A 25,686-nucleotide genomic window follows, 5' to 3' on the forward strand; every position below is an offset into this window, starting at 1 on the left:
ATAAGTATGGATTTTTTATCAAATGTGCCATTAGCAGTTTTCCAAGGAATACTACTATTTATAGTTTCAAATATAATTTTAAATTTAAAATACTCATTAAGGGATTATTTACTAATTGCAGGAATAATAATCCCTTCTTCTATTCTATATTATTTTTTTGATAGCTTTGCATTGATTATTTTATTAGTAGGATGTGCCATTTTTTTATATTCAAAAGTTCAATTTTATTCTATTTTGACTGTACTAAGTTGTGCTATCATAATGTTTTTTAGTAATTTTGTAACAGTTATTACATTTGTGCTTTTTGAAAATTACTTAAACACTAAATTTTTAATATTTATTGTATACATAACAATATTTAGCAGCTTTTCAATTCTGTTTGGTGTTTTTTTCCGCTTTTTATTAAATAAATTAAAACAATCATATTTATCTATCAACAAAACGTATCTTACAATTATTTCGCTTGTCTTGATTTTATCTTTTATAATATTATACGTTTACTCTCAAACACCGAAGCTAGATACTTCGTCTTTAAAAATGTACGGTTTAATTTTTATTGGAATTATTCTTTTCTTTACTGTTCTAATTATTTTCATATCTAACTACATGATTAAAGAACTTCGTTATAAACGCAATATGGAAGAGATTGAAACGTACTATGAATATACGTTACAAATTGAATCAATTAACAATGAAATGCGTAAGTTTAGACATGATTATGTGAACATCTTAACGACAATGTCTGAATATATTCGAGAAGATGATATGCCAGGATTAAGACAATATTTTAATGAAAATATCGTACCTATGAAAGATAACCTTCAAATGAAGTCTATTAAAATTAATGGAACTGAGAATTTAAAAGTACGTGCGATTAAAGGCTTGGTTACCACTAAAATTTTACAAGCTCAAGAGAAAAATATTCCGATTAGTATAGAAGTTCCTGAGTTAGTAGAACATATTGAAATGAACACGATTGACCTTAGTCGTATTATTGGAATTATCACTGATAATGCAATTGAAGCATCTGAAGCACTTGAAGATGCGTTAATACGTATCGCTTTTATTAATACAGACTCGTCCGTCATGTTTATTGTTATGAATAAATGTAAAGAAGATATGCCACGTATTCATGAGTTATTTCAAGAGCGCTTTTCAACTAAAGGTGAAAATAGAGGTTTAGGATTAAGTACTTTAAAGGAGATTACTGATTCTACCGAAAATGTATTACTAGATACTACAATAGAAAATGGCTACTTTATACAAAAAGTAGAAATCATTAACAAATAGTCATAAGGATGTGTAATCATGAAAATATTCATTTGTGAAGATGATGTAAAACAACGCGAAAATATGGTTTCAATTATTAATAATTACATTATGATTGAAGAAAAACCTATGGAGATTGCGCTTGCAACAGACGATCCTTATGAAGTCATTGAAAAATCTAAAGAGATGAATGATGTCGGATGTTACTTTCTAGATATTCAATTAGAGGCTGATATCAACGGTATTAAATTAGGTAGTGAAATTCGTAAGTATGACCCAATTGGGAATATCATATTCGTTACAAGTCATAGTGAGTTAACGTACCTAACCTTTGTTTACAAAGTGTCAGCGATGGATTTTATCTTTAAAGATGATCCAAGCCAATTACAGTCCAGAATTATTGATTGCTTAGAAACTGCACATACCCGCTTAAAATTATTATCTAAAGAAAGTACTGTTGAGACGATTGAATTGAAACGAGGAAGTAATTCAATTTATGTTCAATATGATGACGTAATGTTTTTCGAATCATCTACAAAATCACATCGGTTAATCGCACATTTAGATAATCGTCAAATTGAGTTCTATGGCAATTTAAAAGAACTTGCACAACTTGATGAGCGGTTCTTTAGATGTCACAACAGCTTCGTTGTTAATAGACATAATATTGAATCCATAGATTCAAAAGAACGTATTGTCAATTTTAAAAACGGTGAGCACTGTTTTGCTTCCGTTCGTAATGTAAAAAAAATATAGTTATGTCTATCAAACTATTTAATTATAACTTCATCAGAGAAGCAAAAATAATTGAGAATATCAGGCATAAAAAAGCCAGTAAATGAATTACTAAAATCATTTGCTGGCAATTTTTATCATTTATTTAATTCAGTTGTAACATCTTCAATTGTAGGAATACTCTCTATTGCACCATATTTAGTTGTAACCTGTGCGGCAACCATGTTGCTAAATCTGAGAATGTCCTGTCCTTCTTCTTTAAGCAACTTAGTAATATTTAATTCGTCACTCAATAGCATTCTACTTATTGCAGCTCCTATAAAGGCATCCCCTGCGCCAGTTGTATCAATTGCTTTTACTTTAAATCCTTTATGATGTATCTTAGTCCCATCTTTTAAAACGATACTTGCACCTGCAGCACCTTGAGTATATATAACTGCTTCTACAGAACCCTCAAATAATGATTGAATAGCTTTATCTTCATCCGCTTCACCAGTTATAAATTCTAGCTCTTCATCTGAAATTTTAATCACATTAGCTTTCGGTAAAAATTCATGTATTGCTTCTTTACATGCTTCAGCATTTTGCCAAAGAGGTAAACGAACATTAGGATCAAAAACAATGGTTGCATTTGCTGACTTAAATTTATTTACCATAGCTTTGTGAGCTTCTTTCATATTACTTTCAACTAAATCAACAGAACAGAAATGTAATACATCGTTTGGATTGATTGTAATTTCATTTAGATATTCAGCTTTATAAAGCATATCAGCTGAGGGTTTACGATAAAATGAAAAATCTCTTTGCCCATCTTCTTTTAAACTCACAAATGCTAGTGCAGTATTAGCTTCATCTGTTCGCTTTATAAATTGAGTACCTACACCAATATTTTTTAAAGTTTCTACGATAATGTCTCCAAATGCATCATTACCTAATTGAGTGACCATTTCAGTGGAGGCACCCATTTTACGAGCTACACTCACAACATTAGCTGGTGCACCTCCAACCTGCCTACTAAACTGTTCAACATCTTTAAGTTCAGAGTTCTTAACATTTGGAATAAAATCTATTAATGCTTCACCTATCCCATATAACTTTCTCATTTTTTACTCATCCTTAAGTTCATATTTAGTGAATTTTAAATATACTTGTCCAGTCTCTGTTGAAGTTTCTATACCTGTAGCATTTTCATTTGGAAATATTCTTGATGTTAAAACACGTTCCCCATCATTACAGAATATTTCAATACTAGATGTATCAACAAATATTTGCAAACGTGTAAGAGGAGAATCCAATACGGTACTTCTCGTTAAATCTTGAACATTTTCAGGCAATAATCCACTTTCTGAGCGATCTAATGTAATTTTTTGATCCCCTGTATTATATATAATTTTGGTGTTATTTTGCTTTGAGGTACGTAATTCAAAATAAATTTTTGAAGCATCATTTTCAATAACGTCAATAATTAGTTCATATTGTTTGCCTTCATATGGATGTAATTTTCGGTTAAATTTATTTGCATAACCTAATGCCGTTTCTTTATTTTTACGTAATCGTTCAAGACCTTTAAACGGGCGTTGTCGTAATTGATCATTCTCTATTGATAGTACTCTAGGTATCGTTAAACAATGTGCCCATCCTTCTTCATCAGTAGGATAATTTATTTCTGGTAAGCCCATCCAACCTATTAAAACTCGATTGCCATTTTCATCTAAAAAAGTTTGGGGTGCGTAAAAATCAAAACCATTATCCAGTTCTACAAATTCACTATGATCAAAGGATAATGAATCAAAATTTAAATCCCCAATTAAATAGCCTGATTGATATATATTTCTAAACTGATCCCCTTGTGGTTTTATTCCTTGAGGGCTGAAAAGTAAGATATCCTTAGAATCTAATTTAAAATAATCGGGACATTCCCACATATAACCAAAGTTTTTTAATTTAGTATCAATTTCTCCACAATATGACCATTGATTTAGTTGCTTATCATTTGTTTTATAAATTAGGCAGCAACCAAGTTCCTCGTTTGTTTGAGCACCTATAATCGCATAATATTCATTATTTAACTCAAATACTTTAGGATCTCTAAAATGACTTGTGTACCCTTCAGGTTGTGAAGGAATTACGGGTGCATCAAATTTAGTAATCGCTCCGTTATTTTGAACTTTAGCGATCATCTGACTAGCATATCGATTCCATTGTTCATCACGATGATTGCCTGTATACATGTAATATAAATCTCCATTATGCTCAAAAGCACTACCACTGTAAACACCATGGCTATCATAATATGTATCGGGTTTAATTAAGGTATCTTGTGGTTCAAACGTCACTAAATCATCACTAGTATAATTAAACCAATATTTCAATCCATGCACTGCTCCTAATGGGAACCATTGATGTGAAATATAATATTTGCCGTTATGATAAATTAATCCATTAGGATCATTTAGCAAACCAGTTTCAGGTTGAATATGAAATGTTTGACGAAATCTTGACGCTTTAACTTGTTGCTTGAGATTTTCTAAGTACTTTTTATCAACGTCTTCAATACGACGATAACGTTCTTCTCTTGACCATTCAGCCATATTATTCCTCCAAAATAATTTAAATCTAAATTTAATATAATTTTATCATTGATTATGGTATCGGTTCCATAGTTTTAAATATTTTTAAAAATTCTCTATTTCAACAGGAATGACAGTTTTAGATACTGCATTTTTAGAAAAAATTAATTCATTCAATTGGTTCATAGCATACGTGCCAGCTTTAAAATAATTGAATTTAACTGTCGTAATAGCGGGTGTAACAAGTTGTGTCATTGGGTCTCCCCCAAATCCAAAAATTTGATAATTTCCAGTAGCATTGTTTTGTTGAGAATAAAATTTATGAATTGCTAATGCAATAGGATCTGTTGCTCCAATTAACGCATCGATACCACTAGCATTTTTTAACTTCTCAGAAACATCATTTTTTGCCTCTTCATATTTAAAAGAAGTTAAATAAATTTCAGGATAAACATCGTATTTTTTTAAACCATCAATAATACCTTGTTTACGTTTGACGCCTACAGCAACGTCCTCCTCACTTACACCAAAGAATACAACGTTTTTATGCTTTTTACTCCCTATCTGTTCCCCTACTATAAAACCTGCTTGATAATCATCATGAATTATACTATGTAAATTGGGATAGGATTGTCCAACTAGAATTACCGGTACATTTAATTTTTCAATTACTTCCAAGTGTTCATCAGTCAAAGTAGTAGCCATTAATATGATGCCATCCACTTTACTTCTTGAAAATGTCTCCAAGGCCTCTATTTCAGCACGTATATCTAAACCAGTATAGTTAAGTAATAATTGATATTGATGTTGATGGCATACAGATACAATTCCTTTCACAGTTTCATCAACCGCATGTGAATTCATCCTTGGAATGATAGCACCAATTAGATTCGTATGCTTAGCTCTTAAACTTTGAGCAAACTGATTTGGCTGATAATCATGTTCTTCAATAATTCGACTTAATTTTTCTTTAGTTTGGGGGCTTACTGAGCCACCATTTAAAAAGCGGGAGACCGTGCTTTTAGATACTCCCGCTAAATTTGCGATATCTGATATATTTTTCATTAGATTAATCACCTAAATTAGTTTTCATTTAAGAATTATTTTATCACAGAAATAATCTCTCAAAGTAACTTTTTAATATGTATTAGACTAATAATATTATCAATATCTCTTATTTAATTTGTTTAGTTCTCCATAAAAATAGGCTTTCTCACCATGAACAAGTTGATCTAAACCTGCTTTATCTTCTTCTTCCGTAGTAGCGATAGGCATTATTTTCTGTAAAATTTTTCCTATAATCCATGTTAAAACAATGGTATAACACAATACCACGATAACAGCTAGTATTTGAATTAAGACAGAGTGTACATCTCCTGTATAAATTAAACCATTTGATACATCATTATTAACATGTTGTGATTGAAAAACACCGGTAAGAATAGCACCAACAATGCCTCCAGCGCCATGGATACCAAATGCATCAAGTGTATCGTTATATTTATACTTCACTTTGATTACATTAATAACAAGATAACAAACGATTCCACCTGCAAATGAAATAATAAAAGCACTGAAATAACTAACGTAGCCTGCTGCCGGTGTAATATCGACTAACCCTGCTAACACGCCTGATAACAACCCAAGTAAACTTAATTTCTTAGTAATACAGTACTCAACTACTAACCAGCTAAAAGCGCCACCACTTGCAGCAATAATCGTATTTACAAATCATGTTAATGCGACATCATTTAAAGTATAAGCACTACCTGTGTTAAAGCCATACCAACCTATCCATACTAAAATACCGCCAATTAAAGTGATTAAAAGATTATGTGGCTGTATTTTTTCAATTTTTTTACCATTACCTATCATGATAGCTAAAATAAGTCCTGAGAGTCCAGATGTGATATGTACAACTGTACCACCTGCATAATCAAGGGCACCAAGTTGTTGAATCCAACCTCCGCCCCACACCCAATGTGCAACTGGACTATATATTAAAATCACCCATAAAAAGATAAAGATAATAAATGGAAAGAATTTCATACGTTCAGCGATTGAACCTGAAAGTATTGAAACTGCAATTGTACAAAACATCATTTGGAATAGCATAAATAATGCAAATGGAATATGTGGACTTAATTGGTCATTAACTGCAAATCCGACATGTTGTAGTCCAATTAAATCGAAATTTCCTATCAAAGCATTTCCCGTTCCAAAACTTAATGAAAATCCTAATGCAACCCATGTGAAAGTCACGATAACCATTGCTGCCATACTTTGCATTACTGTATTCAAAACATTCTTTGATTGAACTAGACCACCGTAAAACAAGCTAAGACCTGGTGTCATAATCCATACAAGTAAAGTGCAAAGAAATAAAAAAATTGTGTCATCCATCTTCATAATTACCACTTCCTTTAAAAATATCATAATGATACTAAATTGAAATAGCAAAAATGCGTAAGATAAAATGACACAATATGTTACATAATATAACAAAGACATTTTGCATGCCTATTTTGTTTTAAGCTTTCTGAATTGTAATTGTCCATGAAGCATCGTCTAATTGTTCATAATTCGTAACTGGATAACCTTGCTCAGCTGCCCAATTAGGAATAGCTTCTGTTGCTTGTGTGCAATCAAAATCAATTTTAAGTTCATCACCATTATCTAGTGTTTGCATTTTCTTTTGCGCTTCTATCAATGGGAATGGACAAACCATACCTACAGTACCTAATTCATATAACATTGTATTACCTCCAAATTAATTAAGTTGTTTGTACTTGTTTTGTCGCTGTTGTTGCTTGAGACTTAGATGTTTGTTTTTCTAATTTTTTCATTGGTCTTATAAATATAAAGTAACTCATAAACCATACACCTAAAATCATAGAACCAAGTGCTATCCATCCTTTCCAAGACATGATAGCAGTTTCTACTAAACCATTTCCAATTGAACATCCTCCAGCTACTGAAGCACCAAATCCCATACAAATACCACCAATAGCACTATTGCGAATGGTCTTTTTATCAGGTAATCGCCATTTAAATTCACGTGATCCTTTAGCAGCAATATAAGAACCTAAGAATATACCTAAAATTAATAAAACTCCCCAATCAATTAGCTTAGTATCACCTGTTATTAAAAAAGTAATTAAATTTGCTGAAGGTGTGGTAATGCCTAAGCCATAATCTCTTCCAGTAGAAATACTCATTGGCCAAGCTATCAAAGCAATTAATCCTACTGCAATACCAGCTACAAATGGATGGTATCGTTTTTCAAATAAATAGTGTCTCAAGCCACTATATTTTTGTTTAAGCTTTGGAACTGCAAATTTGGGTTTTGGTTTACGTAATGTTTTAGTTACAAAAATGATAGTTATAATTGTTAATACTAACGTAAACACCCACATAGGAATACCGGTAGTCTGAGACATATTTGCATTAATGTTTGTAGGTTTATTAATCCATGACATTACTGGAAGTAATATACCAGTTTTAGTAATAGCAGCAGTTACAGCATATAGTACGAGCGCTACCCAACTGCCAATCAAACCTTCACCAGCTCGATACCATGTACCTGTAGCACATCCTCCTGCTAATACAATACCGATTCCAAATATAAAAGCACCAATAATTGTACCTATAATTGGAAATGTACTATCTGGGATAGATATAACATTTAATCCAGTTAAAATAAGTAGTCCAATACTTTGGACAGTAATAGCAACTAATAAGGCATAAAACATTTTATTATTTTTTTGAACGTACATATCTCTGAAGCCACCAGCTAAACAGAAGCGTGTACGTTGCATCACAAACCCTAATAATATACCTACTATAAGACCACTAATGATCATCCATATCACTATCAATTCATCCTTTCCCGATTGTTTTACTAAGGTGTTATAATCAATTGTACTAAATTTTGCAACATCTTAAAATTAAACGCTTTTGATTTTAATAATATGATGTTTTAAAAACTAAATGAAATTAATGAATGTTAAACGCAAATTAAAAACACCCCTCTTATAAAGAAGGATGCAAGAATATAAATATAAAAATTAATTAGAATAGTTTTTCATAAAGAATAGCAATGATTGCAATTCTATGCCCAAGTCAATATGATGCACTTGTACGGTATTAGGTACTTCTATTCTAGCTGGTGTGAAATTTAGTATACCCTGAATATCAGCTTCAACCAACTGATTTGCAACGCGTTGTGCTGCTTCCTCTGGTGTAGTTAATATTACAACATTGATATTTTGAGCATTGAGTACTTTCTTCAAATCGTTCATATGATGCACAGATACATCACCAATCTCTGTTCCGACAATCTGTTCATCTATATCAAAAGCCTCAGTTATTGTCATTTCATCATGAATTGAAAAGTTATATGTCAAAAGTGCTCGACCTAAATTACCAACACCTACTAAAGCTATGTGTATATTATCACTATCACTTAATGCTGTTTTAAAGAATTCTAATAGACTATCTATATTGTAACCGTAGCCTTTTTTGCCTAATTCTCCAAAATAAGAGAAATCTCTTCGGATGGTTGCTGATTCAATATTGAGTGCCTCACTAATAGCCTTAGAATTAACCCTATCAATGCCTTTTGACTTGAGTGTGTTAACGAATCTGTAATATAAAGGTAATCGCTTCAAAGTTGCCCGTGGAATTTTAGATTTATTATGAGCCATTTAAAATGCCCCCCTTTATGTTTGAATTTTATAATCTATGTATCCAAACTATTTTGAGTGCTATACGTTTTAAATTTAAAAATGTCGTTATGTCCTATTATGAATACTGGAATATTATACCCTAACATATTTTAAAAATAAATAACTTAGTTTCAAGAAACTAAGTAATACGGTAAAATATAGAGTAATATACAATCTAATTTCGAGTAATAAACTTATAAATAGAAAGGTGAAACCTGAATGATACTCTTGCAATTAAACGATATTTCGAAATCATTTGATGGCGAAGATATTTTCACGCGTGTGAATTTCGAAGTAAAAACAGGCGAACGAATTGGTGTCGTAGGCAGAAACGGTGCTGGTAAATCGACTTTAATGAAAATCATTGCCGGTGTTGAAGACTATGATAGCGGTCATATATCAAAAATCAAAAATTTACGTATGGGTTATTTAACACAGCAAATGACACTTAATTCATCCGCTTCAGTCTTCGAAGAAATGTCAAAACCGTTTGAACATTTAAAAAAAATGGAACTTCTAATTAGAGAAGAAACGAATTGGCTAGCTGATCATGCATCTAACTACTATTCCGAAGAATATCAACAACATATGGAACGCTATGAATCTTTAACTAATCAATTCGAACAACTTGATGGTTATCAGTATGAAAGTAAAATCAAAACTGTTCTACATGGTTTAAATTTCAATGAAGATGATTTCGATAAACCTATCAATGATTTCAGTGGTGGTCAAAAAACGCGATTATCCTTAGCCCAAATGCTATTGAATGAGCCAGATTTATTACTACTAGACGAACCTACAAACCATTTAGATTTAGAAACGACGAAGTGGTTAGAAGATTATTTAAAATATTTCAAAGGTGCCATTGTTATTATCAGTCACGATAGATATTTCCTAGATAAAATAGTCACTCAAATATATGATGTTGCACTTGGCGATGTTAAACGTTACGTCGGAAATTATGAACAATTTATTGAGCAACGTGATAAATATTACGAAAGCAGAATGCAAGAATATGAACGTCAGCAAGATGAAATTAAACGATTAGAAACATTTGTAGAGAAAAATATAACACGTGCTTCAACTAGTGGAATGGCAAAAAGTCGTCGAAAAACACTAGAAAAAATGGAACGTATTGACAAACCTATGTTGGACGCAAGAAGTGCTAACATTCAATTTGGCTTTAATCGTAATACAGGTAATGACGTTATGCATATACGTAATCTGAAAATTGGTTATGACTCGCCTATAACATCTCCTATTAATATTGAAGTAAGTAAGGGGGATCATATTGCCATTATTGGCCCAAATGGCGTAGGTAAAACTACTCTAATCAAGACCATCGCTCAACGTCAAAATCAATTAGAAGGTGAAATTACCTTTGGTGCAAATCTTCAAATTGGTTATTACGATCAAAAGCAAGCTGAATTTAAATCTAATAAAACAATTATCGACTATGTTTGGGATCAATATCCAACAATGAATGAAAAAGATATTCGCGCTATACTCGGACGTTTCTTATTCGTGCAAGATGATGTAAAGAAAGTAATCAATGATTTATCCGGTGGAGAAAAAGCTCGTTTGCAATTAGCGCTACTTATGCTTCAAAGAGATAATGTATTAATTCTTGATGAACCAACAAACCATCTTGATATAGATTCTAAAGAGATGTTAGAACAAGCGCTAAAAGATTTTGAAGGAACCATTCTTTTTGTATCACACGATCGTTACTTTATTAATCAATTGGCAAATAAAGTATTCGACTTAAATTATGACGGTGGCCAAATGTATTTGGGAGATTATCAATATTACATCGAGAAAACAGAAGAAGCAGCGGCACTTGAAGCTTTTAAAAATGAGCGCAATGATTTTAGTAAAGAGGATACTTCAAATCAAAATGAAGCTAATGAAAATGTAAATACCTATGATTCTCAAAAGCAACAACGTCGTGAGCAAAGAAAATTAGAACGTCTCATTGAGAACTGTGAAGCCAAAATTGAAGCATTTGAGAATGAAATAGCACGCATTGATGAACAACTCACTCAGCCTGACGTATTCAATAATCCTGAAAAAGCCTCATCATTAGCGACTCAGAAACTTGAAACCGAACAAATGTTAGAACAGGTTATGTCGGAATGGGAAAATTTACAAGAAAATATCTAAAGACTCATTATTTTACCATTAGCTAGAAAGTATTAATTAACTTTCTAGCTAATTTTTTTATACAAATTTCAACAAAAGTTATAAACAGCTAAAATACGATATTATCAACTATCCACATAGTTATCCCACTTATCCACAACTTATTTTAAATTCATTTACAAGATTTTTACACAAAATTAAATTCATATCCACATTGTTAAGAACGGTTTATCCACAACTTATACACTTAATGTTGATAAGTACAAACGTTCTCTATTGACCTTTTGAATTATTTTAATCTCAATAAAAAACCTCTTGTTAACAGTGGATCTTAATCCTTACGTTAAAAGAGGTTCCTTTTGATTATTGAAATAATTAATTCGATTAAATAAATAATATAAATTTAAACTTCTATAGTAGCTTCTTCTATATCCATATTATTTTCACCATTCAAATCTAACTTAGCTGTAATTCCTGACTGATAATAGTAATATGCTGCAGCACCAATCATTGCTGCATTATCAGTACATAATTTAGGACTTGGAATGGATAAATGAATATTATTATCTTCACATAATTGTTGTAATCGGTATCGCAATCCTTTATTACTTGCAACACCTCCAGCAACAATAAGTCTGTTAACTTTATAGGCTTTACATGCATTAATCGCTTTAGTACTTAACACGTCTACAACACTATTTTGAAAACTAGTTGCTACATCTTCTTTTACAACTTCTTCATTCTTTTGTCGCAAATTATGCAGTTTATTTATAACAGAACTTTTCAATCCACTAAAACTAAAATCATAACTTTCCTTTTCTAACCACACTCTTGGAAAATCATAAGTATCTTTACCATATTGAGCTAATTTATCAATTTGTGGCCCTCCTGGGTATGGTAAATCAATTGTTCGAGCGACTTTATCATACGCCTCTCCCACTGCATCATCTCTTGTCTCACCAATAACTTCGAAATGCATATGAGATTTCATATATACTAATTCAGTATGCCCCCCTGACACAATTAGCGTAATTAATGGAAATGTTAATGGTTCTTCTAAATGATTGGCATAAATGTGACCTACAATATGGTGCACAGGAATAAGTGGTTTGTCATAAGCAAAAGCTAGTGCTTTCGCTGCATTAATACCGATAAGTAATGCGCCAATTAATCCTGGTCCTTGAGTCACTGCTATTGCATCAATATCATTCATTGATATATTTGCAGTTGTTAATGCTTCTTCAATCGTTGTCGTAATCCCTTCAACGTGATGTCGACTTGCAACTTCAGGTACAACACCACCGAAACGCTTATGACTCTCAATTTGACTTAATACAATATTAGATAAAATTGAATTTCCATTTTTAATGACACTTACACTTGTTTCATCACAACTCGTTTCTATTGCTAATATTAATGTTTCTTTATTCATTTAAGTTCACCCACATTACCATTGCATCCTCGCCTTCTCCATAATAATTTTTACGTTTACCTCCAAATTGAAAACCCAAATTAGTATAAACATGTTGCGCAATTACATTATCTATCCTAACTTCCAAACTCATCACTTCACATGAATGGCTTGCATAATCCATTACATACTTTAATAATAATTGTCCCAGTCCATAACCTCTAGAGTCTTTACGAATTGCTATCGTTGTAATTTGAGCTTGATCAATAACCATCCATAGTCCTAGATATCCGATAATTTCATTTTCAAAAACAATTACAAAATATTTAGCAAAGTTATTTTCATTCAATTCATGATAAAATGCATCAATTGTCCACGAACTATCATTGAAACTATCTCGTTCTATATCGAATACACTGGGGACATCATCTACTTGCATTGCTCTAATTGTTAATTCTGCTTCTGTTGGTTTAGCCAATTTCTTTCAGCCTCTGATAGTTTAATATAATTAGGAACAAATGTATGAATCGGTTCACTTTTAGTTATGAGTTGTTTCATAGTTGGAGCATGAGGTAAATTATTTTTTATTTCTCCACCTAGGTGTTCGGATAACTTATCAGCATCTCTACCAACATAAAGAAATGGTTGGTTCATTTCAGTTAATTGCTTTTTTAATTCTTCAATAGGTAAATATTGATCTTTTATAATAGTTGTTATATTTCCATCAACGTTTTGATAAACACCAGTGTATACCGCTTCACGACGCGCATCAATGATTGGAACTAATAATTTTTGTTTATCATTCTTCACTGTTGCAGCTAATGCTGCTAAAGATGATACACCATATAATTTAGTATTTAATGCATAGGCCAACGTTTTAGCGGTGGTTACGCCAATTCTAACTCCAGTATAGGAACCTGGACCCTTAGCAACTACAATCCCATCAATATCATTTTTTTCAATTTTTGCTTCTTCAAATAAGTGCTGAATACCAGGCATAAGTTGACTCGAATGATCTCTTTTATCTTCCGACGTAGTTTCTGCCAAGACGGTATCATCTTGCATGATTGCGATTGACATCGGTTGATTAGATGTATCAATCATTAATAAATTCACTTTCAACTTCCTCCTTTACTTTTAAATAATGGGTTCCTTGGGCTTCTAATTTTATAGTTCTTTTTGTTTCACTTAAAGTTTCTATATTGATTATTAAATGTTCCTTAGGTAATAAATCTTGAATAAATTGACTCCATTCAATAATGGTAATGCCCTCATCTTGAAAATATTCATCAAATCCTAGATCTTCATCTGAATCTTCCAAACGATAACAGTCCATATGATGTAATTTTAAATTACTCCCTTTATATGATTTTATAATATTAAAGGTAGGAGAATTAATATTACGCTTAACTCCTAAATGTTTACCTATAAATTGTGTTAGTGTAGTTTTACCTGCCCCTAGGTCGCCATTTAAAAGGATTAAATCACTAGGCTCTAAGTGTCGAACTAACACGTTTGCAAAATGATTTAATTCATCCAAATTATTAATACTTATCATTAGTCCCACTCTTTCAAATTTTTTTAAATCAAATGATTATTCATGACCATTTCAGAACTTATGGTAACTTATTTTATTCTCTCAAACTAAATTAAGTCATAAAAATTTTAACTTACTAATTATAACAAATTCCTTAAACAATTTCCCTATACTCAACAAAAGAATGATGAGATGAAGTTGTTAGAAAATTCTTAAAAAGGCTATTGACTTAATAAAAATGATATAGTAAATTAAGTTTATCGAATTTTTAAACAATTCTAACTATTCTAATATAACCATTCAAGGAAGGAGTATATTAAAATGACAAATCAAACATATAACCCAACTGACAATTTAATTATTTTATTATACTCGCAAGGGCTGGAACTTTAGTAATTATCTGTTACTAAATGTTTAAGTCCTATTTCTCATTGAATGGGACTTATAGACGTCCCAATCATAAATTGGGGCGTCTTTTTATGTTTTAAACTTATTGTGTTTTATGGGGGAATTATTTATGAGAAGTGACATGATAAAAAAAGGTGATCATCAAGCACCTGCTCGAAGTCTTTTACACGCCACGGGCGCACTTAAAAATCCTACAGATATGAACAAACCTTTTGTAGCAATTTGTAACTCTTATATCGATATTGTACCTGGACATGTGCATTTAAGAGAATTGGCTGACATTGCTAAAGAAGCTATTCGTGAGGCAGGCGCTATACCTTTCGAGTTTAATACTATTGGCGTTGATGATGGTATAGCTATGGGACACATTGGAATGCGTTACTCACTACCCTCTCGAGAAATCATTGCTGATGCTGCAGAGACCGTCATTAATGCGCACTGGTTCGATGGCGTATTTTACATTCCTAATTGCGACAAAATAACACCCGGTATGTTATTAGCTGCCGTTAGAACCAATGTACCAGCTATATTCTGTTCTGGTGGGCCTATGAAAGCTGGTTTATCAGCGCAAGGTAAAGCTTTGACATTATCATCAATGTTTGAAGCGGTTGGCGCATTTAAAGAAGGTAAACTCTCCAAAGAAGCATTTTTAGATATGGAACAAAACGCCTGCCCTACTTGTGGTTCTTGCGCGGGAATGTTTACAGCAAACTCAATGAATTGTTTAATGGAAGTCTTAGGCTTAGCACTACCATATAACGGTACAGCTTTAGCAGTAAGCGAACAAAGAAGAGAAATGATTCGTGAAGCTGCATTTAAATTAGTAGATAATATCAAAAAAGATATCAAACCACTTGATATCGTAACTCGAGAAGCTATCGATGATGCATTTGCACTTGATATGGCGATGGGTGGTTCAACTAACACAGTATTACATACGCTAGCCATTGCAAACGAAGCTGGAATTGATTACGATTTGGAACGCATCAATGAAATCGCTAAAAAGACGCCTTATTTATCTAAGATTGCGCCAAGTTCTTCATATTCTATGCATGATGTCCACGAAGCAGGTGGTTGTCCAGCTATCATCAATGAATTGATGAAAAAAGAAGGAACATTACATCCAGATAGACTCACAGTTACTGGAAAAACACTTCGTGAAAATAATGAAGGTAAAGAAATTAAGAATTTTGATGTCATTCATTCACTAGATGATCCTTATGATAAGCAAGGTGGTCTCTCAATATTATTTGGAAATATAGCGCCTAAAGGGGCTGTTATTAAAGTTGGTGGCGTTGATCCTTCTATTAAGATATTTACTGGTAAAGCAATTTGTTTCAATTCACACGATGAAGCTGTTGAAGCAATTGATAATAAAATCGTACGCGAAGGTCATGTCGTTGTTATTCGATATGAAGGTCCTAAAGGTGGACCAGGAATGCCTGAAATGTTAGCCCCTACTTCTTCAATTGTAGGTAGAGGTTTAGGTAAAGATGTCGCATTAATAACTGATGGTAGATTCTCTGGTGCAACGAGAGGTATCGCTGTCGGCCACATTTCACCAGAAGCAGCTTCAGGTGGACCTATTGGACTCATTAAAGACGGCGATGAAGTTACTATTGATTTAATCAATCGAACTTTAAATGTTAATCAAACTAAAGAAGAACTTAATCATCGTAAAGAAGCATTACAACCTTTTAAGGCAAAAGTGAAATCAGGTTATCTGGCAAGATATACTGCTTTGGTCACTAGTGCGAATACTGGTGGTATTATGCAAGTTCCCGAAAATCTAATATAACTAGAGGAGTTGTTCAACATGACAAGTAAAAAGGAAAGTAGCGTAGTAAGTCCTGATGCTATGGACTATTCAAAACAGACTAGTCTAAAAGAAGATAGTGATTTAGACGCAAATAATAATTTCAGATCCGGTTCAGAACTTTTAGTAGAGGCATTATTACATGAAGATGTTGATTTCATATTCGGTTATCCTGGTGGCGCAGTTTTACCATTATATGACACTTTCTATGATGGTAAAATTAAACACATCTTAGCAAGACATGAACAAGGTGCTACTCACGCTGCAGAAGGTTATGCAAGAGTATCTGGCAAAACTGGTGTAGTGGTTGTAACAAGTGGTCCTGGCGCTACAAATGCGATTACCGGTATAACAGATGCGTACTGTGATTCCCTCCCCTTAGTAGTATTCACTGGACAAGTAGCAACACCAGGAATTGGTAAAGACACTTTTCAAGAAGCAGATTTACTTTCTATGACTACACCAATTACAAAAGCTAATTTCCAAGTTAAAAATGTAAATGATATTCCAAGAATCGTTCATGAAGCATTTTACTTAGCAAATTCTGGACGCAAAGGCCCTGTAGTTATAGATTTTCCTAAAGATATGGGTGTACTTAAAACATCTGCACCACTTGTAAATGAAGTGGACTTACCGGCATATGATGTCACTGTAAATCCTAAAGATAAAGATATTAGTCAATTAATTCAATATTTAGATAATGCAAAGCAACCACTTATCTTAGCAGGCGCTGGCATTAATCATTCACAATCTAATGAATTATTAACTCAATTTGTAACTAAACATCAAATTCCAGTAGCTACTACACTTTTAGGTCTGGGAGCTATTCCTTATGACAATCCACTATTTCTAGGTATGGGAGGTATGCATGGCTCCTATGCAAGTAATATGGCTTTAACCGAATGTGATTTATTAATTAATTTAGGTAGTCGGTTTGATGATAGATTAGCAAGTAATCCTAATGAATTTGCTCCTCATGCAACCGTAGTTCATGTGGATATTGATGAATCAGAAATTAACAAGGTGATTTCGACTGACTTAGGGATAGTTGCTGACTGTAAAAAAGTACTCGAAGCTTTATCTCAAAGATTTACAAATAAAACTTCCCATGAACACTGGGTTAACCATTGTATTGAAAATAAGCACAAACATCCTTTTAAATATAAAAAAACTGATGACACATTTTGCAAACCTCAAGAAGCTATTGAATATATCGGAAAAATTACAAACGGTGAAGCTATAGTTACTACTGATGTTGGTCAACATCAAATGTGGGCAGCTCAATTTTATCCATTCAAACATCATGGTCAATGGGTTACTAGCGGTGGTTTAGGTACTATGGGATTTGGTATTCCATCAGCTATCGGTGCTCAATTAGCTGAACCTGATAAAACAGTTATTTGCTTTGTTGGTGATGGTGGTTTTCAAATGACAAATCAGGAAATAGCGTTACTGCCTGAATACGGACTCAACGTAAAAATCGTTCTAATCAATAATGGCACATTAGGTATGGTTAAACAGTGGCAAGACAAATTCTTTAACCACCGATTCTCTCATTCAGTATTTAATGATCAACCTGACTTCATGAAGATGGCAGAAGCATATGGTGTTAAAGGTTTCTTAATTGATCATCCAAATAAACTAACTAAAACACTTGATTCAGCATTTAATTATAGTGGACCTGCGCTAATCGAAGTTAGAATCTCACCTACTGAACCAGTTAATCCTATGATCCCAAGTGGCAAAGCGAACCATGAAATGGAGGGGTTAGAATGAAACGAATTTTACATTTAAAAGTAACCGATCAAGTGAGCACATTAAACAGAATTACAAGTGCATTCGTTAGACTACAATATAATATTAATGAATTAACAGTTAAACCATCTCAAGAAAAAGGTATCTCTGATATGCAAATTACTGCAGATATTGAAGATGAAGCTATATTTAAAATTTTAATTGCGAAGTTAAAAAAACAAGTCAGTGTACTCGAAGTTCAAGATATTAGTCAGAACTGAGATAAGCTGTATATTGATGCGCTAGTATAATTAAATAAATAACCACTAACATCACATAATTTAGATAATTTCTTTATCTAAATTTTAAGAATATTCTAAATATTAAGTTATTTAAATTTTTGGAGGAATGTATTATGACTAAAGTTTATTACGATCAATCAGTTGAGAAAGATGCATTACAAGGTAAAAAAATTGCAATTATCGGTTACGGTTCACAAGGACACGCGCATGCACAAAACCTTAAAGACAACGGTTATGACGTTATTGTTGGTATTCGCCCTGGTCATTCTTTTGATAAAGCTAAAGAAGATGGCTTCGATGTTTATCCAGTTGCAGAAGCTGTTAAACAAGCAGATATCATCATGGTGTTATTGCCAGATGAAATCCAAGGAAATGTCTATAAAAATGAAATTGAACCTAACTTAGAAGCTGGAAATGCCCTAGCATTTGCGCATGGTTTTAATATCCACTTTGAAGTTATCAAACCACCTAAAGATGTGGATGTCTTCTTAGTAGCTCCTAAAGGACCTGGTCATTTAGTAAGACGTACCTTTGTTGAAGGAACTGCCGTACCAGCACTATTTGGTGTACAACAAGATGCTACTGGTCAAGCACGCGATATTTCATTAAGTTATGCGAAAGGTATCGGAGCTACGCGTGCAGGTGTAATTGAAACAACATTTAAAGAAGAAACTGAAACAGATTTATTCGGTGAGCAAGCAGTACTTTGTGGTGGTATTCATAAATTAATCCAAAGTGGCTTTGAAACTTTAGTTGAAGCAGGCTATCAAAAAGAATTAGCATACTTCGAAGTATTACATGAAATGAAGTTAATTGTTGATTTAATGTATGAAGGCGGTATGGAGAACGTTCGTTACTCAATTTCTAACACTGCAGAGTATGGTGACTATGTTTCAGGACCTAGAGTCATCACTCCTGATGTTAAAGACAATATGAAATCAGTATTAAAAGATATTCAAAATGGTAATTTTGCAAATAGCTTTGTTAAAGACAATGAAAATGGCTTTAAAGAATTCTATAAATTACGTGAACAACAACACGGTCATGAAATCGAAGCAGTTGGTCGCGAATTAAGAAAAATGATGCCATTCATTAAATCTAAAAGTATTCAAAAATAAATGCTAAGGGGTTGTTAAAGATGGAAAGCCATATTCAAATTTTTGATACAACATTAAGAGACGGTGAACAAACACCTGGAGTTAACTTTTCTTTTGACGAGCGATTAAAGATTGCCAAACAGTTAGAAACATGGGGTGTAGATATACTTGAAGCAGGTTTTCCCGCTTCAAGTGCAGGTAGCTTTAAGTCTGTTCAAGCTATATCAAATACTTTAACTAAAACAGCTGTATGTGGGTTAGCACGCTGTAAAAAATCAGATATCGATGCTGTTTATGAAGCTACAAAAGATGCTGTAAAACCAGTTATTCACGTTTTTATAGCAACTTCACCAATTCACTTAACTCATAAACTCAAAATGACTCAACAACAGGTCTTGGAATCAATTAAAGAGCACGTCAGTTATGCCAAACAATACTTTGATGTCGTTCAATTTTCACCTGAGGATGCCACAAGAACTGATACAGATTTCTTAATAAAATGTGTACAGATGGCAGTAGACTGTGGTGCTACAATCATTAACATCCCAGATACAGTCGGTTATAGTTATCCAAATGAATATGGTCGAATTTTTAAAACCTTGATTGAGAACATTAACTCTAAACAAGACATTACTTATAGTGCACATTGTCATGATGATTTAGGAATGGCAGTTGCTAATAGTCTGGCTGCTATTGAAAATGGTGCCAAACGAATCGAAGGAACAGTAAATGGCATCGGTGAACGAGCGGGCAATACTGCCATAGAAGAATTAGCTTTAGCACTATATGTCCGTAAAGATCACTATGGTAATGAAACACGATTGAAACTATCAGAAACAAAAAATACTTCTGATATTATATCTCGCTATGCTGGTATACGCGTTCCTAGAAATAAAGCCATTGTTGGTCAAAATGCTTTTAGTCATGAGTCTGGCATTCACCAAGATGGTGTTTTAAAAAATCCAGAAACTTATGAAATCATGACGCCACAACTTGTTGGTATTAGTAAAAATGATTTACCTCTTGGTAAACTATCAGGTAAACACGCTTTTGCTGAAAAATTAAAATCTTTAGGATACGATATTGAACCACAAAATCAAGCTGAATTATTTAAACAATTCAAAGCCATTGCTGATAAAAAGAAAAGTGTAACTGATCGAGATATACATGCGATTATCCAAGGTACTGAACATGAGCAAAATGCAATTTATCAAGTTGATACACTTCAATTGCAGTTTGTTTCCAATGGTTTACAAAGTGCTGTTGTCGTTATAAAAGATAAAAATGGTAATATTTATCAAGATTCAAGTATAGGAACTGGGTCAATTGTGGCTATATATAATGCAGTTGATCGCATTTTTAAACATAAAAGTGAACTCATTGATTACCGTATTGATTCTGTCACTGAAGGTACCGACGCTCAAGCAGAAGTACATGTTTCATTAACTATTGAAGGTCAACCTGTTAATGGTATTGGTATTGATCATGATGTGTTATATGCCTCTTGCAAAGCATATGTAGAAGCACATGCTAAATACGCTAGTGAAATTAACAAAAAGGAAGGTAATCACTAATGACTTATAATATTGTAGCTTTGCCTGGTGATGGAATAGGACCAGAAATCTTAAGTGGTACGTTAGAATTATTAGAACTAATCAGTAAAAAATATAAATTTGATTATCAATTAACGTCTTATGATTTTGGAGGTGCAGCCATAGATTCGCATGGTGTTCCCCTTCCTGATGATACTTTAAATGCTTGTAAAAATGCTGACGCAATTTTGTTGGGTGCTGTAGGTGGTCCTCAATGGACTGATCCTAATAATAGACCTGAGCAAGGATTATTAGCATTACGTAAATCTCTAGGTTTGTTCGCCAATATACGACCTACTAAAGTTACTGAGGGTACAAGTCATTTTTCTCCAATTAAAGAATCACGTGTCAAAGGAACGGATTTTATCATAGTGAGAGAATTAACTAGTGGCTTATATTTTGGTGAACCACGGCATATTGATAATCAAAGTGCACTAGACTCACTAACTTATACTAAAAAGGAAATTGAACGTATTGCAATGGTAGCTTTTGAATTAGCATCTCAAAGAAAGAAAAAATTAACGTCAGTTGATAAAGAAAATGTGTTAGCTACAAGTAAACTTTGGCGTAAAACTATTAATGAGATTAGTCATGAGTTTCCTGATGTTAAAGTGAATCATTTATTAGTTGATGCTTGTAGCATGCAGTTAATTTCCCAACCTACTAATTTTGATGTCATTGTTACTGAAAATCTATTTGGAGATATATTAAGTGATGAAGCTTCTACCATTCCAGGTTCATTAGGTTTATCACCTTCTGCAAGTTTTAGTTTAGAAGGACCAAGACTTTATGAACCTATTCATGGTTCAGCACCCGACATTGCAAATCAAAATCTAGCTAACCCATTTGGTATGATACTCTCGTTCGCCATGTGCTTACGTGAAAGTTTTAACTTTGAAGATGCGGCGTCTGAACTAGAACAGGCTGTATATCAACTTATTAAAGATGGTAAAACAACTAAAGATTTAAATGGGCACTATACTACATCAGATATATTCAATGAATTAAAAAAGAATTATTAATAAGGGGGAATGCTTTTATGGGACAAACGTTATTCGATAAAGTTTGGAATAAACATGTTTTAACCGGGAATGAAGGTGAACCTCAATTATTATATATTGATTTACACTTAATTCATGAAGTGACTTCTCCACAAGCTTTCGAAGGTTTAAGACTTCAAAATCGTAAATTGAGACGCCCTGATTTAACATTTGCAACTTTAGATCATAATGTTCCTACAATAGATATTTTTAATATTAAAGATGAAATTGCGAACAAACAAATTACTACACTTCAAAAGAATGCAAAGGAATTTGGTGTTCAATTATTTGATATGGGTTCTGTTGAACAAGGTATTGTTCACATGGTAGGTCCAGAAACAGGTCTCACTCAACCTGGAAAAACAATCGTTTGTGGTGATTCACATACTGCCACGCATGGGGCCTTTGGTGCAATCGCATTTGGTATAGGGACAAGTGAAGTTGAACATGTATTTGCTACTCAAACACTTTGGCAAACTAAACCTAAAAATTTAAAGATAGACGTTACAGGTCAGTTACCAAAAGGCGTCTATGCGAAAGATATTATCTTGTATCTTATTAGTCAATATGGTGTTGATTTTGGTACTGGTTACGCTATTGAATTTACAGGTGAAACGATTAGATCTCTGTCTATGGAAGCTAGAATGACTATCTGCAACATGGCCATTGAAGCTGGTGCTAAATATGGATTGATGCAACCAGATGAAATGACATTTGCTTATGTCAAAGACAGAAAATATGCTCGAAATTTTGACCGTTCTATCAATGATTGGCGTCAATTATATACTGATGCCGATGCTAAATTTGATAAAGTTATCAAACTTGATGTTACAAATTTAGAACCTCAAGTTACATGGGGAACAAATCCTGAAATGGGTGTTAGTTTTAATACACCTTTTCCAAAAATTAAAAATATTAATGATGAACGCGCTTATCAATATATGGGCTTAAAACCAGGCCAAAAAGCTGAAGATATCGATTTAGGTTATGTGTTCTTAGGTTCTTGTACCAATGCAAGATTATCAGACTTAGTAGAAGCTAGTCGAATCGTTAAGGGTAAACAAGTCCATCCAAAAATCACTGCAATCGTTGTACCTGGCTCTCGCTCAGTTAAAAAAGAAGCTGAAGCATTGGGTTTGGACAAAATATTTAAAGATGCAGGATTTCAATGGAGAGAACCAGGTTGTTCAATGTGTTTAGGTATGAATCCTGATCAAGTACCCGAAGGCATACACTGTGCCTCTACGAGCAATCGTAACTTTGAAGGAAGACAAGGTAAAGGCGCTAGAACGCATCTAGTGTCCCCTGCTATGGCTGCTGCAGCGGCTATTGAAGGAAGATTCGTAGATGTTAGAAAGGTGGTTGTTTAGTAATGGATATCCAACCTATTACAACCTATACAGGAAAAGTTGTACCATTGTTTAATGACAATATTGATACTGACCAAATTATTCCCAAAGTACATCTTAAACGAATAACTAAAAGTGGTTTCGGTCCATTTGCATTTGACGAATGGAGATACCTTCCTGATGGTACAAATAATCCAGATTTTAATCCTAATAAACCTGAATTCTCTGGTGCTACTATTTTGATTACTGGTGACAATTTTGGTTGTGGTTCAAGTCGTGAACATGCTGCGTGGGCTTTAAAAGATTATGGATTCAATATTATTATAGCTGGTAGCTTTAGTGACATATTCTTTATGAATTGTACAAAAAATGGCATGTTACCTATTACTTTAGGTGAAAACGAAAGAAAATATTTAGCTTCTCAAAAAGAAATTACCATTGATTTACCAAATCAAACTGTTTCAGCTAATGATAAATCATTTAACTTTCAAATTGATGAAACATGGAAACATAAATTAGTTAATGGTTTAGATGATATAGCCATAACATTAGAATATGAAGATTTAATTGAACAATATGAAAATAAGAATAAAGGTTGAGATAAAATGACTGTGAAGACAACTTTAAATGCTAAAGATGTAGATAATGCATACTTAAGAATAAAAGATGTTGTTAAAGAGACACCTTTACAATTCGATCTCTATCTTTCTCAAAAATATGACTGTAATGTGTATTTAAAAAGAGAAGACTTACAATGGGTTCGCTCTTTCAAACTTAGAGGTGCATATAATGCAATTTCTGTTCTAACAAGTGAAGCTAAAGAAAAAGGTATTACATGCGCAAGTGCTGGAAATCATGCTCAAGGTGTTGCTTATACTGCTAAAGCATTAAATTTAAAAGCTGTGATTTTCATGCCTGTTACCACACCTCTTCAAAAGGTTAATCAAGTTAAATTTTTTGGTTCTAAAAACGTTAAAATCATATTAACTGGAGATACTTTTGATGATTGCTTAAAAGAAGCTTTAATTTATACTGAACAAAATCACATGACTTTTATCGACCCTTTTAATAATGTAGATACAATAGCTGGACAAGGAACATTAGCAAAAGAAATTTTGAATCAATCAAGTAATGATTCAATTACGTTCGATTATCTATTTGCTGCTATTGGTGGTGGAGGTTTGATTTCAGGAATTAGCACTTATATGAATCAATATAGTCCACAAACTAAAATTATTGGTGTCGAACCCTCTGGCGCTAGTAGCATGTACGAATCAGTTGTTGTCCAAAACAAAATAGTGACACTTGATCATATTGACAAATTTGTAGATGGTGCTTCTGTGGCACGAGTTGGTGATATCACTTATGATATAGCTAAGAAATTTGTAGACGATTATATTCAAGTAGATGAAGGTGCTGTTTGTTCAACTATTTTAGATATGTACTCTAAACAAGCCATTGTTGCTGAACCAGCAGGTGCATTAAGTGTTTCAGCATTAGAGCAATATAAAGAAAAAATTAAAGGTAAGACAGTAGTATGTGTAGTTAGTGGTGGTAATAACGATATTAATCGAATGAAAGAAATTGAAGAACGTTCATTACTTTACGAGGAGATGAAACATTACTTTATTCTTAACTTTCCTCAACGTCCTGGTGCATTAAAGGAATTTGTTAACGATGTATTAGGACCTCAGGATGATATAACTAAGTTTGAATATTTAAAGAAAACTTCTCAAAACACTGGTACTGTCATTATCGGTATTCAACTTAAGAATCATGATGATCTTAACCAACTAAAAATTAATGTTCATGATTTTGATCCATCAAATATTTATATTAATGAGAATAAAATGTTATACTCACTTTTAATTTGAATATTAAAGAGTCCGGGACATAAAGTTCTTGGATAAGTGAAAAAAAGACAATTTCTATTGAAATAATATAGAAATTGTCTTTT

Annotated in this window: 22 protein-coding genes and 1 pseudogene; 12 read left to right on the forward strand and 11 right to left on the reverse strand. The window is 32.9% G+C overall.

From position 1 onward, the window contains the following. Nucleotides 1-6 precede the first annotated feature (6 nt). Complete coding sequence (gene agrC, locus AC1RRU_RS08595; protein ID WP_029376653.1) at nucleotides 7-1,290, forward strand: quorum-sensing sensor histidine kinase AgrC; 1,284 nt, start codon at nucleotides 7-9, stop codon at nucleotides 1,288-1,290. A gap of 18 nt (nucleotides 1,291-1,308) precedes the next feature. After that, nucleotides 1,309-2,025, forward strand: coding sequence for a quorum-sensing response regulator AgrA (gene agrA / locus AC1RRU_RS08600; protein ID WP_011275301.1), 717 nt, complete (start codon nucleotides 1,309-1,311; stop codon nucleotides 2,023-2,025). A 116-nt stretch (nucleotides 2,026-2,141) separates the two neighbouring features. On the opposite strand, the gene AC1RRU_RS08605 is transcribed toward agrA, so the two are convergent. The 7 genes and pseudogenes from AC1RRU_RS08605 to AC1RRU_RS08635 form a co-directional block, all read right to left on the reverse strand. After that, a complete protein-coding gene (locus tag AC1RRU_RS08605) occupies nucleotides 2,142-3,107 on the reverse strand; it encodes a carbohydrate kinase family protein (RefSeq protein WP_016931059.1) in 966 nt (321 codons plus the stop codon). A gap of 3 nt (nucleotides 3,108-3,110) precedes the next feature. Continuing rightward, the gene (locus AC1RRU_RS08610) at nucleotides 3,111-4,595 is read right to left on the reverse strand and encodes a glycoside hydrolase family 32 protein (protein WP_016931060.1); all 1,485 of its coding nucleotides are present in this window, start codon (nucleotides 4,593-4,595) and stop codon (nucleotides 3,111-3,113) included. An 84-nt stretch (nucleotides 4,596-4,679) separates the two neighbouring features. Continuing rightward, nucleotides 4,680-5,639 (reverse strand): LacI family DNA-binding transcriptional regulator, encoded by a 960-nt coding sequence (locus tag AC1RRU_RS08615; RefSeq protein WP_016931061.1) that lies wholly within the window; start codon nucleotides 5,637-5,639, stop codon nucleotides 4,680-4,682. A 99-nt stretch (nucleotides 5,640-5,738) separates the two neighbouring features. Then, nucleotides 5,739-6,983 (reverse strand): annotated as a pseudogene (locus AC1RRU_RS08620) (ammonium transporter). 121 nt (nucleotides 6,984-7,104) lie between these two features. After that, complete coding sequence (locus tag AC1RRU_RS08625) at nucleotides 7,105-7,329, reverse strand: sulfurtransferase TusA family protein (RefSeq protein WP_011275296.1); 225 nt, start codon at nucleotides 7,327-7,329, stop codon at nucleotides 7,105-7,107. 19 nt (nucleotides 7,330-7,348) lie between these two features. After that, nucleotides 7,349-8,446, reverse strand: a complete 1,098-nt coding sequence (locus AC1RRU_RS08630) for a YeeE/YedE family protein (protein WP_011275295.1) — start codon at nucleotides 8,444-8,446, stop codon at nucleotides 7,349-7,351. A gap of 195 nt (nucleotides 8,447-8,641) precedes the next feature. Continuing rightward, nucleotides 8,642-9,280, reverse strand: a complete 639-nt coding sequence (locus AC1RRU_RS08635; RefSeq protein WP_011275294.1) for a redox-sensing transcriptional repressor Rex — start codon at nucleotides 9,278-9,280, stop codon at nucleotides 8,642-8,644. A gap of 240 nt (nucleotides 9,281-9,520) precedes the next feature. Here AC1RRU_RS08635 and abc-f point away from each other — a divergent pair, with 240 nt between their 5' ends. After that, the gene (gene abc-f, locus AC1RRU_RS08640) at nucleotides 9,521-11,464 is read left to right on the forward strand and encodes a ribosomal protection-like ABC-F family protein (RefSeq protein WP_046464911.1); all 1,944 of its coding nucleotides are present in this window, start codon (nucleotides 9,521-9,523) and stop codon (nucleotides 11,462-11,464) included. 382 nt (nucleotides 11,465-11,846) lie between these two features. On the opposite strand, the gene tsaD is transcribed toward abc-f, so the two are convergent. From tsaD to tsaE, 4 genes are read right to left on the reverse strand one after another with little or no spacing between them, the layout of a single operon-like run. After that, complete coding sequence (tsaD, locus tag AC1RRU_RS08645) at nucleotides 11,847-12,875, reverse strand: tRNA (adenosine(37)-N6)-threonylcarbamoyltransferase complex transferase subunit TsaD (RefSeq protein WP_016931066.1); 1,029 nt, start codon at nucleotides 12,873-12,875, stop codon at nucleotides 11,847-11,849. Continuing rightward, entirely contained in the window at nucleotides 12,868-13,293 is a 426-nt protein-coding gene (gene rimI / locus AC1RRU_RS08650; protein WP_486559387.1) for a ribosomal protein S18-alanine N-acetyltransferase, read from the reverse strand. The genes tsaD and rimI overlap by 8 nt, the downstream gene beginning before the upstream one ends. Before the next feature lie 11 nt (nucleotides 13,294-13,304). After that, nucleotides 13,305-13,970: a tRNA (adenosine(37)-N6)-threonylcarbamoyltransferase complex dimerization subunit type 1 TsaB gene (tsaB, locus tag AC1RRU_RS08655; protein WP_011275290.1), complete on the reverse strand. Its 666-nt coding sequence runs from the start codon at nucleotides 13,968-13,970 to the stop codon at nucleotides 13,305-13,307. Then, a complete protein-coding gene (gene tsaE / locus AC1RRU_RS08660) occupies nucleotides 13,951-14,412 on the reverse strand; it encodes a tRNA (adenosine(37)-N6)-threonylcarbamoyltransferase complex ATPase subunit type 1 TsaE (protein WP_011275289.1) in 462 nt (153 codons plus the stop codon). Before tsaE ends, tsaB begins: the two co-directional genes overlap by 20 nt. 496 nt (nucleotides 14,413-14,908) lie before the next feature. Between tsaE and ilvD the strand changes: the two genes are divergently transcribed. The 9 genes from ilvD (at nucleotide 14,909) to ilvA (ending at nucleotide 25,603) form a co-directional block, all read left to right on the forward strand. After that, on the forward strand, nucleotides 14,909-16,597 hold the full coding sequence (ilvD, locus tag AC1RRU_RS08665) for a dihydroxy-acid dehydratase (RefSeq protein WP_011275288.1): 1,689 nt from the start codon (nucleotides 14,909-14,911) through the stop codon (nucleotides 16,595-16,597). A 60-nt stretch (nucleotides 16,598-16,657) separates the two neighbouring features. Next, nucleotides 16,658-18,391 carry a biosynthetic-type acetolactate synthase large subunit gene (gene ilvB / locus AC1RRU_RS08670; protein WP_227490081.1) on the forward strand — a complete coding sequence of 578 codons (1,734 nt, stop codon included), beginning with the start codon at nucleotides 16,658-16,660 and terminating at the stop codon, nucleotides 18,389-18,391. Beyond that, nucleotides 18,388-18,630, forward strand: a complete 243-nt coding sequence (locus AC1RRU_RS08675) for an ACT domain-containing protein (RefSeq protein WP_011275286.1) — start codon at nucleotides 18,388-18,390, stop codon at nucleotides 18,628-18,630. The genes ilvB and AC1RRU_RS08675 overlap by 4 nt, the downstream gene beginning before the upstream one ends. Nucleotides 18,631-18,764: 134 nt before the next feature. Continuing rightward, nucleotides 18,765-19,769 (forward strand): ketol-acid reductoisomerase, encoded by a 1,005-nt coding sequence (gene ilvC, locus AC1RRU_RS08680; protein ID WP_037559038.1) that lies wholly within the window; start codon nucleotides 18,765-18,767, stop codon nucleotides 19,767-19,769. A gap of 20 nt (nucleotides 19,770-19,789) precedes the next feature. Further along, on the forward strand, nucleotides 19,790-21,322 hold the full coding sequence (locus AC1RRU_RS08685; RefSeq protein ID WP_011275284.1) for a 2-isopropylmalate synthase: 1,533 nt from the start codon (nucleotides 19,790-19,792) through the stop codon (nucleotides 21,320-21,322). Then, on the forward strand, nucleotides 21,322-22,362 hold the full coding sequence (gene leuB, locus AC1RRU_RS08690; RefSeq protein ID WP_493196564.1) for a 3-isopropylmalate dehydrogenase: 1,041 nt from the start codon (nucleotides 21,322-21,324) through the stop codon (nucleotides 22,360-22,362). Before AC1RRU_RS08685 ends, leuB begins: the two co-directional genes overlap by 1 nt. A gap of 17 nt (nucleotides 22,363-22,379) precedes the next feature. Then, nucleotides 22,380-23,750, forward strand: coding sequence for a 3-isopropylmalate dehydratase large subunit (leuC, locus tag AC1RRU_RS08695; RefSeq protein WP_011275282.1), 1,371 nt, complete (start codon nucleotides 22,380-22,382; stop codon nucleotides 23,748-23,750). 2 nt (nucleotides 23,751-23,752) lie between these two features. Next, a complete protein-coding gene (leuD, locus tag AC1RRU_RS08700; RefSeq protein WP_011275281.1) occupies nucleotides 23,753-24,328 on the forward strand; it encodes a 3-isopropylmalate dehydratase small subunit in 576 nt (191 codons plus the stop codon). 6 nt (nucleotides 24,329-24,334) lie between these two features. Continuing rightward, entirely contained in the window at nucleotides 24,335-25,603 is a 1,269-nt protein-coding gene (gene ilvA / locus AC1RRU_RS08705) for a threonine ammonia-lyase IlvA (protein WP_011275280.1), read from the forward strand. The last annotated feature ends 83 nt before the right edge of the window (nucleotides 25,604-25,686 follow it).

The organism is Staphylococcus sp. GW821-FHT11H10, assembly GCF_058807855.1.